At 74.4% G+C, this 16,838-nt stretch carries 10 protein-coding genes; 2 read left to right on the forward strand and 8 right to left on the reverse strand.

Annotation, left to right across the window (positions count from 1 at the left end):
- Nucleotides 1-24: 24 nt before the first annotated feature.
- From DFJ69_RS01815 to DFJ69_RS01825, 3 genes are all read right to left on the reverse strand, one after another.
- Nucleotides 25-1,842: a carboxyl transferase domain-containing protein gene (locus DFJ69_RS01815; protein ID WP_245973926.1), complete on the reverse strand. Its 1,818-nt coding sequence runs from the start codon at nt 1,840-1,842 to the stop codon at nt 25-27.
- A gap of 67 nt (nt 1,843-1,909) precedes the next feature.
- Nucleotides 1,910-3,070, reverse strand: a complete 1,161-nt coding sequence (locus DFJ69_RS01820; RefSeq protein WP_116020859.1) for a CaiB/BaiF CoA transferase family protein — start codon at nt 3,068-3,070, stop codon at nt 1,910-1,912.
- A 180-nt stretch (nt 3,071-3,250) separates the two neighbouring features.
- Nucleotides 3,251-4,870 carry a hypothetical protein gene (locus tag DFJ69_RS01825; RefSeq protein ID WP_116020860.1) on the reverse strand — a complete coding sequence of 540 codons (1,620 nt, stop codon included), beginning with the start codon at nt 4,868-4,870 and terminating at the stop codon, nt 3,251-3,253.
- Between the two features lie 288 nt (nt 4,871-5,158).
- Between DFJ69_RS01825 and DFJ69_RS01830 the strand changes: the two genes are divergently transcribed.
- Entirely contained in the window at nt 5,159-6,865 is a 1,707-nt protein-coding gene (locus DFJ69_RS01830; RefSeq protein ID WP_116020861.1) for a serine/threonine-protein kinase, read from the forward strand.
- Nucleotides 6,866-6,884: 19 nt separating this feature from the next.
- Here DFJ69_RS01830 and DFJ69_RS01835 read toward each other — a convergent pair whose 3' ends face one another.
- The 5 genes from DFJ69_RS01835 to DFJ69_RS01855 form a co-directional block, all read right to left on the reverse strand.
- Nucleotides 6,885-8,975 carry a fibronectin type III domain-containing protein gene (locus tag DFJ69_RS01835; protein WP_147312166.1) on the reverse strand — a complete coding sequence of 697 codons (2,091 nt, stop codon included), beginning with the start codon at nt 8,973-8,975 and terminating at the stop codon, nt 6,885-6,887.
- 68 nt (nt 8,976-9,043) lie between these two features.
- Nucleotides 9,044-11,194 carry a transglutaminase TgpA family protein gene (locus DFJ69_RS01840; protein ID WP_116020863.1) on the reverse strand — a complete coding sequence of 717 codons (2,151 nt, stop codon included), beginning with the start codon at nt 11,192-11,194 and terminating at the stop codon, nt 9,044-9,046.
- Nucleotides 11,191-12,330, reverse strand: a complete 1,140-nt coding sequence (locus DFJ69_RS01845; protein ID WP_116020864.1) for a DUF58 domain-containing protein — start codon at nt 12,328-12,330, stop codon at nt 11,191-11,193. Before DFJ69_RS01845 ends, DFJ69_RS01840 begins: the two co-directional genes overlap by 4 nt.
- A gap of 7 nt (nt 12,331-12,337) precedes the next feature.
- Nucleotides 12,338-13,318, reverse strand: a complete 981-nt coding sequence (locus DFJ69_RS01850) for an AAA family ATPase (protein ID WP_116020865.1) — start codon at nt 13,316-13,318, stop codon at nt 12,338-12,340.
- A gap of 14 nt (nt 13,319-13,332) precedes the next feature.
- A complete protein-coding gene (locus tag DFJ69_RS01855; protein WP_116020866.1) occupies nt 13,333-15,693 on the reverse strand; it encodes a fibronectin type III domain-containing protein in 2,361 nt (786 codons plus the stop codon).
- 365 nt (nt 15,694-16,058) lie between these two features.
- Here DFJ69_RS01855 and DFJ69_RS01860 point away from each other — a divergent pair, with 365 nt between their 5' ends.
- Nucleotides 16,059-16,811 (forward strand): M50 family metallopeptidase, encoded by a 753-nt coding sequence (locus tag DFJ69_RS01860; protein WP_211328479.1) that lies wholly within the window; start codon nt 16,059-16,061, stop codon nt 16,809-16,811.
- Nucleotides 16,812-16,838: the final 27 nt, after the last annotated feature.

The following is a 16,838-nucleotide window of genomic DNA, read 5'->3' on the forward strand; positions in this document are numbered from 1 at the left end:
ACTACCCCTCGGAGGGTCGAGGAATCACCACGTGTCGATGAACCCTCGTCCTCCCGGCTCCGGCGGGGCGGCGTCGCGGAACGCGGCGGTGATCCACCGGCGGGTGTCCGCGGGGTCGATGACGTCGTCGATCTCGAAGACCGTCGCGACGCTGAGCGCCCTGCCCATCTCGTAGGCGGCGGCCACGATCCCGTCGAAGGCCGCCTGTCGTTCGGCGGGGTCGGCGATGGCCTCCAGCTCCCTGCGGAACCCGAGGCGCACCGCCCCCTCCAACCCCATGCCGCCCAGCTCCCCGGTCGGCCAGGCGACCGTGGCGACGGGCACCCGCAGACTTCCGCCGCCCATCGTCTGCGCGCCCAGCCCGTACGCCTTGCGCAGGATGACCATGCACAGCGGCACCCGCAGGTGGGCGCCGGCGACGAAGAGGCGGCCGAAGTGCCGGACGGTGGCGGTCTGCTCGGCGTCCGGACCGACCATGAACCCGGGGGTGTCGCACAGGGACACCACGGGCAGCCCGTGGGTGTCGCAGAGTTGGAGGAACCGCGCGGCCTTGTCGGCGGCGTCGCGGTCGATGGCGCCGCCGAGGTGCCCGGGGTCGTTGGCGATGAGCCCGAGCGGACGGCCCTCGATTCGGACGAGGGCGGTGACGATCCCGGCGCCGAAGGCCCTCCGCACCTCCAGCACGGAACCCGTGTCGGCGAGTCCGTCGATCACGGCCCGCACGTCGTAGACCCGGCGGCGGTCCTCGGGGATCAGCGTCCGCAGCCGTTCCGGGTCGGGCGCGGACCACTCCTCGACGGGCCCCCGGAAGTAGGACAGGTACCGGCGCGCCACGGCGACGGCCTCGGCCTCGTCGGCGACGGGCAGGTCGACCACGCCGTTGGACGCCTGCACGGAGATCGGGCCGATGTCCTCGGGCGCGTACGTCCCGAGCCCGCCGCCCTCGATCATCGCGGGGCCGCCCATGCCGATGTTGGCGTCGGCGGTGGCGATGACGACGTCGCAGCAGCCCAGCAGCGCGGCGTTGCCCGCGAAGCACCGACCCGCCGCGATGCCCACGAGCGGCACCCGTCCGTTGAGCCGGGCGAACAGGTGGAACGCCATCGTGTCGAGCCCGGACAGCATGGGGGTGTCGGTGTCGCCGGGGCGTCCGCCGCCGCCCTCGGCGAACAGCACGACGGGCAGCCGCCGCCGGGCCGCCATTTCGAACATGCGGTCCTTCTTGGCGTGGTTCATCGCGCCCTGCGTGCCGGCGAGCACCGTGTAGTCGTAGGCCAGGACCACGGCGGGCCGCCCGTCGACGTCGCCGACACCCGCCACGAGCCCGTCCGCCGGGGTGCGTTCGATCAGCTCCTCCAGCGGGCGACGGCGGCGCTGCGCGGCGACGGTGAGCGCGCCGTACTCGGTGAACGTGCCGGGGTCGCACAGGTCCTCGACGTTCTCGCGGGCGGTGCGGCGTCCGGTGCCGTGGCGGCGTGCCACGGCCTCGGGGCGGGCGGCGTCGAGGCCGATCTCGTGGCGGCGGATCACCTCGGCGAGATCGGCGCGCACCGTGCCGTCCTCCACGTCCTCCGGCGGCGCGGCCACGGGTTCGGCCGCCTCGCCGTCGGCGGGCTCCAGGTGGACGAGCGCGTCGCCCTCGGCGACCGTGTCCCCGACGGCGACGTTCAGCCGGGTGACCAGGCCCGCCGTGGGGGCCGCCACGACGTGCTGCATCTTCATCGCCTCGAGGACGACCAGCGGCGCGCCCGCGGCGACCTTCTGGCCCTCGGCCACCTCGACGCTCTCGACCGTTCCGTGCATGGGCGACGGCACCGGCGCGACGGGCTCCACGGGGTTCACCTGAGCGACCTCCTGACCGAACGACGTTCCGTCAGAGTGTGCCGCACGGGCCCGTGGGGCCCGGAGGTCAGCCCTGCGCGACGGCCCCCTCGGCGAGCAGCTCGTCCACGTCGGTGAAGCCGAAGTCCTCCAGCACGGCGCGGGTGTCCCGCCCGGGCAGCGCCGGAACGCCGTCGATCGCGCCCGGCGTCCTGGAGAAGCGCGGCGCGGGCGCGGGCTGCGGATGCCCGCCGTCCTCGACGAAGACGTCCCGCGCCGTGTTGTACGGGTGCTCGGCGGCCTCCCGCATCGACAGCACCGGGGCCACGCAGGCGTCGCCGGGCAGGAAGACCTCGGCCCACTCGTCGCGCGTCCGGGCCTTGAACGCCGCCGCGAACCGCTCCCGTAGCCGGGGCCAACCCTCCCGGTCGTGCTGGCCGGGCAGGTCGCCGTCGCCCTCCAGCCCGAGCCGCCGCAGGAACTCGGCGTAGAACTGGGGCTCGATCGCGCCGACGGCCACGTGCCGGCCGTCGGCGGTCTCGTACACGTCGTACCAGGGCGCGCCGGTGTCGAGCATGTTGACGCCCCGCTCGTCGGACCACAGCCCGCCCGCCAGGAAGCCGTGGATGAACGTGGTCAGATGCGCGGTGCCGTCCACGATGGCGGCGTCCACCACCTGGCCGCGCCCGCTCGTCTTGGCCTCCAGCAGCGCGGCGAGCATGCCCACCACCAGGTACATGCTGCCGCCGGCGAAGTCTCCCAGCAGGTTCAGCGGGACCTGCGGGGGTCCGCCGGCCCGGCCGATCGCGTGCAGCGCCCCGGTGACGGCGATGTAGCCGATGTCGTGCCCCGCGCTCTGCGACAGCGGGCCCTCCTGGCCCCAGCCGGTCATCCGCCCGTAGACGAGCCGCGGGTTGGCGGCCAGGCAGTCGTCGGGGCCCAGCCCGAGCCGCTCGGTGACCCCGGGCCGGAACCCCTCCAGCAGCGCGTCGGCCTGCTCGACCAGGCGCAGCACGACCTGCCGGCCCTTCTCGTTCTTGAGGTCGACGGCGATGGAGCGCTTGCCCCGGTTGGTGAAGTCGGTGCTCGTCGCGCCGGACCCGGCGGGCAGCGCCGCCGACACACGGTCCACCCGAACGACCTCCGCGCCCAGGTCCGCCAACAGCATGGCGGCGAACGGCCCGGGTCCGATGCCGGCCAGCTCGATCACCCGGACCCCCGACAGCGGACCCCGCCTCGACGCGCTCATCCCATGACCCCTCTCCACCCGACGACCACCGCACGGAGTTCCCGAACCGTGTTCGGCGCACCCAGTGTGCCCGATCCCCGTGAGCGGTCACCGACCGGGAGGCCGGACCGCCCCGGGGCTCGCGCCGCCTGGAGGGCGACGCGATCGGCCGGGCCGACGTCGGGGCGAGGGGGCGCCTCGTCAGGACGTGCGGGCGGTCAGGGTCACCGGGGCCGTGGGGCGTCGCTTCGGCCTGGGGCCGGTGGCCACCAGCAGGCCGTCGTTCACACCGGCGCGGCGTACCGGGCCCTCGGCGTGCGGGACGAGGCCGGGTGCGCCGGCGGCCACGTAGTACCAGCGTTCGGCGGGGGAACGCCACCACAGGCCGCTGACCGGGCGCTCGGCGTCGCAGACGCCGGCGTCATGGTGCCTGCCGCCGGGCTCGATCAGCGTGGCCCTGGCGGACGTGCCGCCGTCGGCGTAGGTGAACCGAGTGCAGACCCACCGGGCGGGGCGTGCCTGCTCCGGGAGGCGGCCCGCCCAGAACTCCCAGGCCACGGCCCGGGTCACGGGACGGGACGCGGCGGGCAGCGCGCAGCTCAGCCGCTTCCACACCCGCAGCCCCGCCGAGTCCGGCGTCACGGGCCGGGGCTCGGGACCGGTGGAGGGGCGGTAGCTGACGGACGCCGGGACCGGGCCGCCCAACTGGGCCAGCATCGCCGAGCCCTCGGCGTCGGTGAGCCGCAGCAGCGGCCCCCGGCCGCACGAGGTGTCGACGGTGAAGGGCCCTGCCGCGCCGTCGTCGAGACCGGCCCGTTCGCCGTCCGGCGCGTGGGCCTGGGTGGTCCACGGCGGCAGCAGGTAGTAGCCCTTGCCCAGCGCCAGGGGCATGGTCGCGTCGCGGCCTGCCGACGGCAGGGTCTCCAGCGTCCGGGCGGGCTCGGTGTAGCGGGCCACGCGGTCGCCGTGTCGCAGCAGCGCGGTCGGAACGCCCTTGATGCGCCCGGCGAACAGCAACTGCGGGTTCGTGCCCCGGCCGGCGCCCTGCGACCAGGTGGCGAGCGCGCGGCCGGTGAACAGCCGGTCGCCGGCCAGTTCGCCGCGCGCCGGCCACACGTCGAGCGTGCGCGGCGCGCGGGCCCAGTCGCGTACGGGCGCCGTGACCAGCCGACCCTGGCGGGCCTCGGCCGGGGCGGGCGCGCCGCCGGTCTCCATCACGAAGACGGTGCCGCCCAGACCGACGGTCAGCGCGGTGGCCACCGCGATCGGCAGCCGGGTGCGCCGACGCACGGCCCGGTCGTACGCCTGGCGGACGGAGACGTCCTCCGGCATCCCGGCGCACCGCTCGGACGGCTCGGCGACGCCGCCGACGGCCTCGGCGACCTCGAGCACGGCGGGCACGTCGGTCACCCCGAGCTCCACGAGCTGGTCGCGGACCGCGTACCGCGGCATCCGCTCCACCTCGCGCAGCACGTAGGCGACGCGGACCGGCGCCTCCAGCTCGGACAGCGCCAGCGTCAGCGCGGGGTCGGGCAGCGCGGTCGGCAGACCGCGCAGCCAGGGACCGAGCCCGATGCGCAGCCGCCAGGACGGGCGCATCGCCCGACGCAGCACGCGGGTGCGCGTCCGGGCGTAGGAGTAGCGGCCGCCGGGTCGGGCGGCGCGGTTCCCGACCAGCGGGAACTCGCCGTCGACGATCCGCTGCGCGACCGCCATCCGGTAGATCCTTTTCCCCTTCCCCGGAAGGACGAGGTACGCCAACCGGACGAGGTCGCGGTAGCGCCGCTCGAGCACGGCGGCCGGCGGGGCTTTCTGCGGCATGGGACGGGCTCCTCGCGAGATCCACGGAATTACTGCGGACCGAGGTTAGGGACCCGCACCGGGCACCGTCCGGGAATTGAACCAACGATTAATCAGCACCCGGCGACATTTCCCGCCATTCTCCGATGAATCCCCCGGGGCCCTTCACCACGGGTGCCCGGGCGGGCACGCTCGGTGGATCGTCCGCCGACCGTTTCGGTCGCGTATTACCCTGGTCGACCGGCGGGAACCGACGCGGCGCTCAGCGAGTCGGACCCCGTGACGCCGCCCCCGAGCGAGAAGGACTCCATGACCGAGGACGTACCCGGCTACCGCGTCCTGGAGAAGGTGGGCGAGGGCGGGTTCAGCGTCGTCTACCGGGCCTACCAGGAACGACTGGACCGGCAGGTCGCGCTGAAGGTGCTGTCGGTCAGCGCGGTCGACGACGCGGCCATGAAGCGCTTCCAGCGCGAGTGCCGGATCACGGGCCGGCTCAGCGGCCACCCCAACGTGGTGACGGTGCTCGACACCGGGAGCACCCGATCGGGCCGCCCGTACATCGCGATGGAGTACTTCGAGCGCGGCGCCCTGACCGACCGGCTCCGCCGGGAGGGCCCGCTGCCGGTGCCGGAGGTCCTGCGGATCGGGGTGAAGACGGCCGGCGCGCTGGCCGCCACCCATGAGACCGACGTGCTGCACCGCGACGTCAAGCCGCAGAACATCCTGGTGTCCCGCTACGGGGAGCCCGCGCTGGCCGACTTCGGCATCGCCCGGCTGGTGGACTCCTTCGACGCCACCCACACCCAGGCGTTCACCCCGCACCATGCGGCGCCCGAGGTCCTGGAGGGCCGCCCGCCGGGCGTCCCCTCCGACATCTACTCGCTGGGCTCCACGCTCTACCAGTTGCTGGCCGGGCAGCCGGCGTTCAAGGGGCCGGGCGGCGAGGGCATCGCCCAGCTCATGCTCCGCATCCTCAACGACCCGCCCCCGCCGCCTCCCCGCGACGACGTCCCCGCCCAGCTCTTCGACGTGATCCGTACGGCGATGGCCAAGGCCCCCGAGCAGCGGTTCCCCTCGGCGGTGGCGTTCGCCCAGCGCCTCCAGCGGCTGCAGGCGGAGCTGGGCCTCCCGGTCACCGACCTCGCCTACACCTCAGCCGAGGTCGCCGAGATCGGTCAGCCCGACGACACCGGCCCGCCCTCCTCGGCGCCCTCGCCGTGGGCCCCGAACGGCGCGGCGTCATGGCAGGGCGGCGGCTCGCTGGAGGCCCCGCCCCCGCCGTTCTGGACGGCCGCCGACGCCCTGCCCGCCCCGCCCGCCCCGCCCGCGGCCGTGGCGGACCCCGGTCCGGCCGGGTTCGTGGGGCCCGTCGGCTTCGTGGGGCCTCCCGACCCGGCACCACCCGGACCCGTCCAGCCGCCCTCGCCCATGGCCCCGCCCATGGCCGTTCCCGGGCCTCCGGCGGTGCTCGACGGGGCGACGCGGGCCCAGCCCGGGCAGGGTCGTGGCGGGCCGCCACGAGGGCTCCTCATCGCCGGCACGGTGGCGCTCGTCGGCGGGCTGACCCTCGGTATCGCGGCGCTGGGCGCCTTCGGCGGCGATGACGACACTCCGGGGACGAAGGGCTCGGCCTCCCCCGCCGCACAGGGCACCGGCTCCCCCGACCCCGCGCCCGACGACGCCGCCCCGGCGATCCCCAAGGAGCAGGTCTGGGCGGCGACCCCGCGCCGCGTCCGGTCGATCGCCGACAGGGGCACCTCGGTGAACCTGCGCTGGCAGCTTCCCGCGGTCTCGCGGCGGCTGCCGATCCTGGTACGGCACGCCCCGGCGACGCGGCGTCCGGTCATCTCGGCGGGCCCCGGCGCGACCAACACGGCCGTCGACGGGCTGCGGCGCGGGCTCGGCTACTGCTTCCAGGTGGGGGCGATGCTGCGCGCCGCGACCGCCGAGGACCCTCGCCCCGTCATCGCCTGGTCGAAGCCCGTGTGCATCCGAGGGGCCCGCCCGGCCGCCTGAACGCGGCCGGGCATGGCCGCTAGGCGCACTCCCAGAGCGGAGGGCCGGCGTACTCCTGCCAGGGGTCCTTGGGTGTATCGACGAGATAGCCGATCATGAAGCCGCGTTTGCCCTCGATCTCGACGTCGTCGTAAAGGTCTCCGGCGAAGTCGGGATTGCCATTGGAATGGGCGTAATGCACGCCCTTCTTCTGACAGTGCACGGTCAGCATGTGCCCGTTGTCATAAACGCGATGAACGTCCGCGCTGTCGGTGTCGGGAGCGACGTTCATGTAAGCATTGGACTTGCCGTTGTGCTGGATCGCGTACTGCCGGGAGGGCCCGGTGAGGGTTCCCGCCCAACTCGAGCTCCGACTGCCGGCCCCGTTCCGGGCGACGACCTCGAACCGGTACGACCCGTTCTTCCACACATCGTCGAGCAGGACGGACGTCCCCGACACGTCCCTCGTGCCGCTCTTGGGGCCCGACCATTTCACGGTGTAGCCGGCGGGTGCCGGCCCGGCGGGGGCCTTCCAGGTCACCTCGGTGCCCCCGCTCGTGGCGGAGGCCGTGGGGTCGACGGGAGGGCGCGGAATGATGCAGGGACGCGCCTGATCGCTCGGCTGGGACGTCTTCTCCGCGGGCAGGCCGTTCTTGGCGTACCGCACCGCGACCGTGAACCGATAGAGCCGGTTGCAGTCACCGCCGGTCACCGTGAAGGTGTACGGCCCGCCGGGCGGCACCGTCCGGGGAGAGGCCCGCAGGCCGGCGGGCAGCCCGGACAGCGCGTACCCGGTGGGGACGCCGCCCCGGGACGGGTTGAACCTGACCGTGATCTCGCCGTCCCCCGGGGTCACCGCCACGTTCGAGGGCGCGGTGGGCTCTCCGGGCGGCGGCGGCCGTTCGGGGGTCTGCGGCGGTGAGGAGGGAGAGGAGGGTCGGGACGGCGTGGACGTCGGCTTCGGGAGCGGCCGGCGGGTCCGCCCGTCGGGGATCCGCTCCTCGTACTTGCGGACGGACTTGGAGGAGCCCCCGCGGTCGAGGACGACGGCGCGATCCGCGTCGGGGTCGTTGGCCCACAGCAGCCCGTCCTTGACGAAGACCTCCAGCCTGGTCGGCCGCCCCGTGACGACGATCCGCCGTTCGAAGGCGTTGGTCTCGGCGTCGTACACCAGCAGCGCCCCGGCCGTCTCGTCCGGCAGGTAGACCTTGGTCCCGAGCATGTGGGGCGCGCCGAAGGCGTGACCCCCGGTGTCGACCCTGACGGCCGTGGGCGTGCCGGTCCCGGTGTGCAGCATCACCAGCGACCCCGACTCGGCCGCCAGCAGCGGCACGATCGGGCCCTCCGTGCGCGAAGGCGCCAGGACGCCGGCCCTGCCGGAGCGGGTCACCGCGGACGGCAGCGAGACCTTCAGATGGCCGCCCCCCGCCTTGACGACGGTGGCCTCGGCGGACGTGGAGTCGACCACGACCGGGGCCCCCGCCGCGATGGTCAACGCGAGCCGGTCGCCCGGGCGTCCCACGGTGACCGGAGCGCCCTGCCCGGTGTCCCGGAAGGGAACGAGCCCACCGGTCTGGGGCGTGGGCACCCAGAGCGTCCCGGTGGCGTCGATCCCCGCCGCGCCCAGCGGGGGCGGCAGCGCTGCGGGCCGGCCGACGGCGGTCAGCGACACCGGGTCGATCCGCTGGACGGCGCCCCGGACCGGGTCGACGGTGTACGCGCGGCCCTGGCCGACCACCACCTGCAGACCGGCGGCGCCCAGGTCGCGGCTCTGCTCCACCTTGAGCTGCGACGGGTCGAGCCGGCTGACCACGCCGGTCTGCACGTCCACGATGAGGACGGTGTCGCCCTCCTGGACGATCCGGATGTCGTGGCCGCGCATCTGCGCGAGCAGGCCCGCCTTGCCGTCGATCCTCCCGGCGAGCCCGTTGGCGTGCATCACCGAGCCCTGCTTGCGGGCGTACAGCCAGGCGCCCACGTCGGACAGCTCGTAGGTGGCCCCGGCCACCCCGACGCCGAACACCACGGCGCCCACGACGAGCACCCCGGCCAGGCCGATGGCCAACTGGCCGGTCAGTCCGTCGCGGCCGAACAACGCGCGCACGGTCGCCTCCCGTCGTCGCGAACGCAAGCGCTCACCCTAGTGGGACAGTACGGACATATCAGCGACAACAGCGAAAACGGATGAACGATGGCCTCCTAGTGCGCAGACCGCAGCGAACGGGGATGCAGTCGGCGCAGGATCCGGCGCGGACGTCCGGCCTTGGCGGTGACCAGCCGTCCCAGCTCGTCGCTGTGCCGCCAGGCGGCGTCGGCGGCGTGCGGGTCGGGCGGCGTCTCCGCGAAACGACTGCGGTCGGCCAACTCCGCCAGCGGCCCCAGATGACGGAGCGCGGACGCACCGACCGCGTCCGCCCCGAGCCGGGCGACCTCGTGCGCGGTGAGCGTCCGGGCGGTGGGCAGACCGACGTCCGTCAGGTGGTCCAGCGCCTGGCGCCAGGCCCCCAGCACGCTGACGGCGGGCGCGCCCGAACGCCACCGCCTCCGCCGCCGCGCCGGGACCGCGAACACGGCCGCGACGTACCCCGCCGCCAACAGGAACGTCAGCCCGGACGCGTACACCCACCAGGGGGTCGGCTCCTCCGGCCGCGCGGGGGCCTGACGACTCGGCGGCCGCTCGTCGGGGGTCTCGGCCTCTCGCGAGCGGGAGGCCGCGTTCTGCTGGGCCTGCTCCAGCTTCTGCTGCGCGCTGCCCGCCGCCACCGCGCCCGAGTCGCGGCCCCCGCCCTGCCGCTGCGGCGTCGGGTTGAACGGCACCCAGCCGATGGACTCGAACTTGACCTCGGGCCACACCATCACGTCCCCGGACCGGATCTCCCGCGTCCCGCCCGCGATCCGGCCGCCGGTGAAGCCCACCATCACCCGCGTCGGCAGCCCCAGCGTCCGGGCGAGCACCGCGTAGGCGGTCGCGTAGTGCTCGGGGGTGCCGCGTCGGGCCTCCCCCAGGAAGTAGTCCAACTGCCGATAGCCGTGCCCCGGCGGCGCGTTGAAGTCGTACCGGCCGTACCCCTTGAGGAACTCGGCGAGTTGCGCCGCCTGCTGGATCGGCGAGGTCGTCCCCTCCGTGGCGCGTCGCGCGAACGCCTCGAACTCGGCGAGCTGCACGGGCGGCCGGCGCGCCCCCGGGCCCCAGGGCAGCTCACGGGCGGCCCGCGCCTCCGCGTCCTGCGCCGCGCCCACGACGGCCAGGTCGTCGGCGCTCCACTCCCGGACCGCCGACGTCACCCGGTACGTCTGCCCGCTCCGCAACTGCTGCGCGGTCGCCATCACGCCGCTGGCGGGGTCCACCACCACGCCGAGACCGTCGATGGCGCGCGGCCGGTCGGCGGCGGGCACCCAGACCCCCGGCAGGTCGCGGATGGTGACGTCCTGGACGAGGTCACGCCGCCTCGCCCGTTCGGCCCCCTCGGGCACGGTGCTGCCGGTCGGCACGAAGCCCGCGCCGGACGACCAGGTGACGCCGTCGAACCGGTCGAGCACCGCCAGCCGCCACACCTCCGCACGCGGCGCCCGCACGGTGAACAGCACCTGGTCGGGGCTCAGCAGCCACCCGGCCACCCGGTCGAGCGGGCTCACGCCGTCGCGCTGCTGCGGCGGCGGGGCGGCCACCTGCTCGCGCGGGTTGTACGGGTCGGCGCCGACCGGCACCACCGGGCCGGCCACCAGCGCCAACGCGCCCAGCGCCGCCGCCGCCGGAAGCCCCGCGGCGAACGTCCGCACGCCGCCCCCGTCCCCCCGGACGAGGACCAGCGTGACGATGAGCCCCACCATCAGCGCGGCGATCGGCGCGTTGGATCCGGGCCCGTCCACGCCGAGGACCAACGCCACCGCGAACGCGCCCAACGCGGGCACGCAGGGAGCGGACCGCAGCGACGTCCGCAACGCGATCTCGGCCCCCGCGAACGCCGCGAGCCAGACCACGACGTGCACCAGGACGAGCAGCTCGGGCCGGTCGGGGGCGGGCAGCAGCGTGGTGAGGATCGACTTCCACGCGTCCCGCAGTCCGGTGCGCAGCGCGGGCATCAGGCCGCCGTCCGACAGCGCCGGACGCAGTACGGTGACCGCCACCGTCGCCACCCAGGCGCACACCGTCAGCACCAGCGAGATCCACAGCGGCCACGGGCGTGCCTTCCGAGGGCCCGACAGCAGCCCGGCCAGCACCGTCGGCACCACCGCGGCCACCGGCACCACCGGCAGGAGCGGCCCGTACCCGAACACCCGGTGGAAGGCCAGCCCGGCGGTCGCGGCGAGCGCCGCCGTCACGGCCAGGGAGACGTGGCGTCGCGTCATCGGCGCAGCTCCCGTCGCCAGGCCCCGGCGAGCTCGTCCAAGTCGCCGAAGTCCAGGACGGTCAGGCCCGGTGGCACGGCGGCCGGCCCCCGGGGCCGCACGCGCAGCACCGCGACCCGGTCGAACCGACCGCGCACGGTGGCGATCCGGCTCAGATCCGTGTCCCCCGGCGCGACGACCACCAGCGACCCGCCGGGCCGGACGCGGCGGACCACGTCGGCCGGGGTCTGGGGGCCCTCGGCGGGTGTCACCGCGGTCAGCCGGTCCAGGACCGCCTCCGCGTCCTCGGGGCCGCCCCGGGTGTCGGCGACCACGCCCGACCCGGTCAGGATCCGCACCGGGAAGTTCGCGTTGCACGCGCCGACCGCGACGGACGCGGCGGCGTCGACGGCCAGCTCGAAGTCGTCGCCGTCCGGCCAGGCCTCCGGTCGGGACTCGATCACGACGGTCGTCGTCGGCAGGCTGGCGTCCACGAGCTGGCGGACCATGAGCGTCCCCGTCCTCGCGGTGGACTTCCAGTGCACGTGCCGCATCTCGTCCCCGCGCACGTACTCCCGCAGCGAGTGGAAGGTGGCGGTGCCGGCGGGCGCCCGGTCGCTGGTCGGCCCCTCCAGATGGTGCGCCCGTCCCGACGGCAGCAGCGGCAGCGGCACCGTCCGGGGCCGCACCAGCAGCGTCCGGGGCGTCCCGTACTCCCTGACCCGACGGGCGAGCTGCATCGGATCGGCCCGCACCAGCCGCAGCGGCCCCACCGGGATCTCGCCGCGCCGATCCGTCGGCAGCCGGTACGTCACCGTCCGCTTGCCGCCCGGTCGCAGCCGGGGGACGTCCACGCCCACCGCGGTCGAGCCGGCGACGTCCCGGGCCGCGAGCCCCGCGCGGATGGTCCGGCCCCGGTTGGTGACGTGCAGGACGCCGACCGCCGGTTCGCCCCGCGCCACCTTGGTCGGCGCGATCTCCCGGTCGACGTCGAGCCGGGGCCCGGGCAGCGTCCACACCAGGCCCAGCGCCACGGCGACCAGCCCGGCGAGGCCCAGCGCGGCGGGCTCCGGATACCCCAGCCACCATCCCGCCAGGTAGAGCAGGACGGACCCCGCCGCCGTCCCCCATCCCAGTGGTGTCAGCAGCCCCCGCATCGACGGATCACACCCCGGCGGCCTGGGGAACGGGCACGGTCGCCAGCACCTCGGCCACCAGGTCCGCCCCCGTCCGCCCGCGCAGCTCCGCCTCCGGCGTCATGATCACGCGGTGCGCGAGCACGGCCACCGCCAGCGCCTTGACGTCCTCCGGCACGATGTAGGACCGGCTCGCCGCCGCCGCGCGCACCCGGGCGGCCCGCAGCAGCGCGAGGCTCGCCCGGGGGCTGGCCCCCAGCCGCGCGTCCTGGTGGGTCCGGGTGGCGGCCACCACCCGCACCAGGTAGTCGTACAGCGGCGGCGCCACGTGCAGCCGCCCGGCGAAGTCGATCATCCGGGCGACGTCCTCCCTGGAGGCGACCGGCTGGAGCCGCTCCAGCGTCACCCCGGTCGGCGCGCCCGCCAACACCGCGATCTCGGACTGGTGGTCCGGGTACCCCATCGAGATCCGCATCAGGAACCGGTCGAGCTGCGCCTCCGGCAGCGGGTACGTGCCGTCCATGTCCACCGGGTTCTGGGTGGCCATCACCATGAACGGGCGGGGCACCGGATGCGGCGTGCCCTCCACGGTGACCCGGCGCTCCTCCATGACCTCCAGCAGTGCCGACTGGGTCTTGGGCGAGCCCCGGTTGATCTCGTCGGCCACCACCAGGTTGGCGAAGATCGGCCCGGGGTGGAACTCGAACGCGTTGCCCGCCTGGTTGAAGATCGACACCCCGGTGATGTCGCTGGGCAGCAGGTCGGGGGTGAACTGGATCCGGGTCCAACGGGCGTCCACCGAGGCGGAGATGGCACGTGCCAGGGTGGTCTTGCCGACCCCGGGCACGTCCTCCACCAGCAGGTGGCCCTCGCTGAGCAGGCACACCAGCGCCAGCTCCACCTTGTCGCGCTTGCCGCGAATGACCCGTTCCACACCGCCGGCGAGCGCGCCGAACATCTGGGCGAACCGCGCCACCAACGCGTCCGCGTTGCCCTGGCTCTCCGTCATCGACTCTCCCCCGCTCAATCCGTGCACTCGAAGTGGGCCTCGTCGGGCGCGTCGGGGCCCGACATCAGGGTCACGTTCAGGTAGCCGATGCCGCTCCCCCACTTGATGCGGGCCCACCATTGGCTCGTCTGGCCGGACTCCGGTTCGGTGACGGAGCCTCCGGACTTGAGGCAGATGGCCGTGAGGTCCATGTACTGGCCCTGCGGGATGGTGCCGACCTGGCTGGAGCCCGTATTGGAATCGGCGCGGATCCGGGTGTTGGTCTGGTTGTTGTGCTCGTTCCGCGTACCGAACTCCGGGTAGGCAAGGCTGACGCGCCACGTCGTCTCCGAGGAGGTGCCCGCGCCGTTCTTCGCCACCGCCGAGTAGTTGTGGTCGCGGTTGTTGGCCAGGCCCGTCTCGGTGAACGTGGTCTCCTTGGTCTCGCTCGTACCGTTGGGACCCGTCACGACGTAGGTGACGTCGTATCCCGAGTTCTGCCAGTTGAGGGTCACCTTCCGGTTCGAGCCGTAACCCGTCCCGTTGGCGGGCGCCCCGGGGGGCTTGCAGGGGTGGAGGCTCGTGGGTGGGGAGCCGGCCTGGCCGCCGTTCTTGAAGCGGGCGACGACCTTGAAGGTGTACTCCCTGTTGCAGTCCAGGCCCTTCACGGTGAACACGCGGGTCGCGTCGCCGGGCGGGATACGGGAGGGCGTGGCCTCCCGTACCGGCAGCCCGGCCGCGTCGGTCAGCACGTACTCCTTGACCGCCGTGGTGTCGCCCGACTCCCCGTACGAGACGCTGATCTGACCGCTGTCTCCGGTGGAGCTGACGGACTCCGGGGCGCCGGGCTCCGCGCACGCCTGCGCCGGGTCGGACTCGGCGAACGCGCCGTCCACCGGGCGGCGCGTCCTCGGATCCACGTACCGGACGACGACCCGGAAGGTGAAGTCCCTCCCGCAGGGCAACCCGGGCACGGTGAACCGCAGGGCGGTACCGTCGTCCCGGATCTCGCCGGGCGACGCACCGGCGACCGGCAGGCCGAACCGGTTGCGCAGCACGTAGCCCGTGGGCGCGATCCTGCTCCGGGCGGAGCGCCGGAACGTGACGGTGATCGTCCCCCCGGAGCCCCGGGCGATGACGGCCTGCGGCGCTCCCGGCGGGTCATCGGTGCCCGGCCTCGGCTGCGGCCGCCGCGGCTCGGGGTCGGCGTCGCCGCTGGGCTTCGGGGTGGGCAGCGGGTTGCGCTTGCCGCCCGGGACCTCGGGGTCGTACTTGCGGATCCGCTTGGGAATCCCCTTGTCGTCCACCGACAGGGCGTTCTCGTCGTCGGGGTCGTTCACCCAAAGCAGGCCGTCCTTGACGAAGACCTCCAGCGGGCCCGGTCTGCCCGTGACGGGCAGGCGCGCCTCGAACGAGCCGGAGACCGAGTGGTAGACGACCAACGCCCCGGCGGTCTCGTCCGGGATGTAGACGCGGGGGCCGAGCATCTGCGGGACGCCGAAGTCGTGGCGCGCCATCTTCAGCGCGACCGACGTGATCGAGCCGACACCCGTGTCCAGCAGCACCAGGGAGCCCTCGGCGCCGAGCATCGGGACGACCTGGCCGTCGGTGACCGGCGGGACCTGCGCCCCGGCGCGCCCGGCCCGCGTGACGGTGGACGGCAGCGCCACCTTCTGCAGGCCCTCGGGCTTGACGACCGTGGCGGTGGCGTCGGTGGAGTTGGCGATCACGGGAACACCCGCGGCGATCGACAGGGCGAGCCGGTCGCCGGGCCGGCCCACCGTGACGGGCGTCTGCGGGACCCCGGCGTGAACGGGCACGGCCTGTCCGGTCTGCGGGGCGGGCACCCACAGCCGTCCCCGCCCGTCGATGCCGGCCTGGCCCAGCGGCGGGGTCAGCCTCGCCGGTGCTCCGACGGCCGACAGGTCCACCGGGTCGATCCGCTGGACGGTGCCCTTGACGGAGTCGATCGTGTACGCGCTGCCGGCGCCCACCACGACCTGGACACCCACCGCGAAGGGCCGGCTCTGGGCGACCTTGAGCTGGGACGGGTCCAGCCGGCTGACGACGCCGGTGACCTCGTCGACCAGCAGGACGGTGGTGCCGTCCTGAACGACCCGGATGCGGTGGCCGCGCATCCCGGCGATGAGGTCGGCCCGGCCGTCGACCTTCCCGGCGAGGCCGTTGGCGTGCACCACGGTGCCCTTGCGGGAGGCGCTCAGCCAGGCGCCGATGTCGGACAGCTCGTACTTCGCGCTCGCCACGCCGACGCCGTACACGACGGCGGTCACCGCGAGCACGCCGACGAGCCCCAACGCCACCTGGCCGGTCAGCCGGTCGCGCCCGAACACCCGCCGCAGGAACCCGGACAGGCCGGGACGCCGCTCCCTGCTCAAAATCCCCGTCTTCCTTCCGTCGCACCGGCCGCGCCGCTTGTGAGAGCCCCCGCGGCGACGGGCCATGGGCCGGGTTCCGGCCGCCCGGGGGCGGCCCGACCGGGCCCTGGGACATCGTCGGTCTCGACGCGAGGTCACCCTATTGCGCTACGAGTCACACAAAATAACGACACGAGATGAACGGCACTCAAGGAAAGCTCAGACCGGCCGCACGCGGCGACCGGTTCCGCCGCGACCCGGATGTGATCGGCTTCACAACGCAAGCCGACACCGAAGCCCGCCCGTCCGGGACCGGTGCCATCGTTCCGAACGCGAGGGCCGCCCGCAACGTCCTAGTCTGAGGCGACGGTGACGAGGATCCAGAGGTGGACGTGGACGCAGCAGGCATCGGCGAACTGTGGGACCGGCTGACGGGCACGCAGGACGATCCGGCGTGGTGGTTGGTGATCCTCGCCGGGCTGGTCGCGCTGGGCGCCGTGGTGCACGGCCCCACCTGGCGGGTCTCCCGCAACGTCGTCACCATCGCGCACGAGGGCGGCCACGCGCTGACGGCGCTGCTCACCGGCCGCCGGCTGGACGGCATCAAGCTGCACTCCGACACCTCGGGGGTGACGGTCTCGCGCGGGCGGCCGGACGGGCCGGGCATGGTCTTCACCGCCCTGGCCGGTTACGTGGCCCCGCCGCTGTTGGGCCTGGTGTTCGCCGCGCTGCTCAGCGCCGGGCGCGTCACCCTGATGCTGTGGGCCTCGCTGCTGCTGCTCGCCGGGATGCTGGTCATGATCCGCAACGCCTACGGGGTGCTGTCGGTCGTGGCGACCGGCGCGCTGATCTTCGTGGTGTCCTGGCTGGGCGACGAGGACGTCCGGGCCGGGTTCGCCTACCTGGCGGTGTTGTTCCTGCTGTTCGCCGGGACCCGGCCGGTCATCGAGCTGCAGCGGATGCGGGCCCGGCAGATGGCGCCGTCCTCCGACGCCGACCAGCTCGCCCACCTGACCGGCGTCCCCGGTCTGGCCTGGGTGGGGCTGTTCGCGTTCGTGGCCCTGCTGGCGCTGGCGGCGGGCGGGACACTGCTGGCCCCCGACACGGCCGCCGTCCTCCCGACATGGCTCAAGGACTGACCCGTTCGTCCGGTGTTCGGGACGCCC

The sequence above is a fragment of the Thermomonospora umbrina genome, from assembly GCF_003386555.1.
In the GTDB taxonomy this organism is placed as follows: domain Bacteria; phylum Actinomycetota; class Actinomycetes; order Streptosporangiales; family Streptosporangiaceae; genus Thermomonospora; species Thermomonospora umbrina.

Excerpts from the sequence above, each read along its gene's own strand:
- DFJ69_RS01820 (WP_116020859.1), bottom strand. The coding sequence starts at position 3,070 with ATGAGCGCGTCGAGGCGGGGTCCGCTGTCGGGGGTCCGGGTGATCGAG.
- DFJ69_RS01825 (WP_116020860.1), bottom strand. The coding sequence starts at position 4,870 with ATGCCGCAGAAAGCCCCGCCGGCCGCCGTGCTCGAGCGGCGCTACCGC.
- DFJ69_RS01830 (WP_116020861.1), top strand. The coding sequence starts at position 5,159 with ATGACCGAGGACGTACCCGGCTACCGCGTCCTGGAGAAGGTGGGCGAG.
- DFJ69_RS01840 (WP_116020863.1), bottom strand. The coding sequence starts at position 11,194 with ATGACGCGACGCCACGTCTCCCTGGCCGTGACGGCGGCGCTCGCCGCG.
- DFJ69_RS01845 (WP_116020864.1), bottom strand. The coding sequence starts at position 12,330 with ATGCGGGGGCTGCTGACACCACTGGGATGGGGGACGGCGGCGGGGTCC.
- DFJ69_RS01850 (WP_116020865.1), bottom strand. The coding sequence starts at position 13,318 with ATGACGGAGAGCCAGGGCAACGCGGACGCGTTGGTGGCGCGGTTCGCC.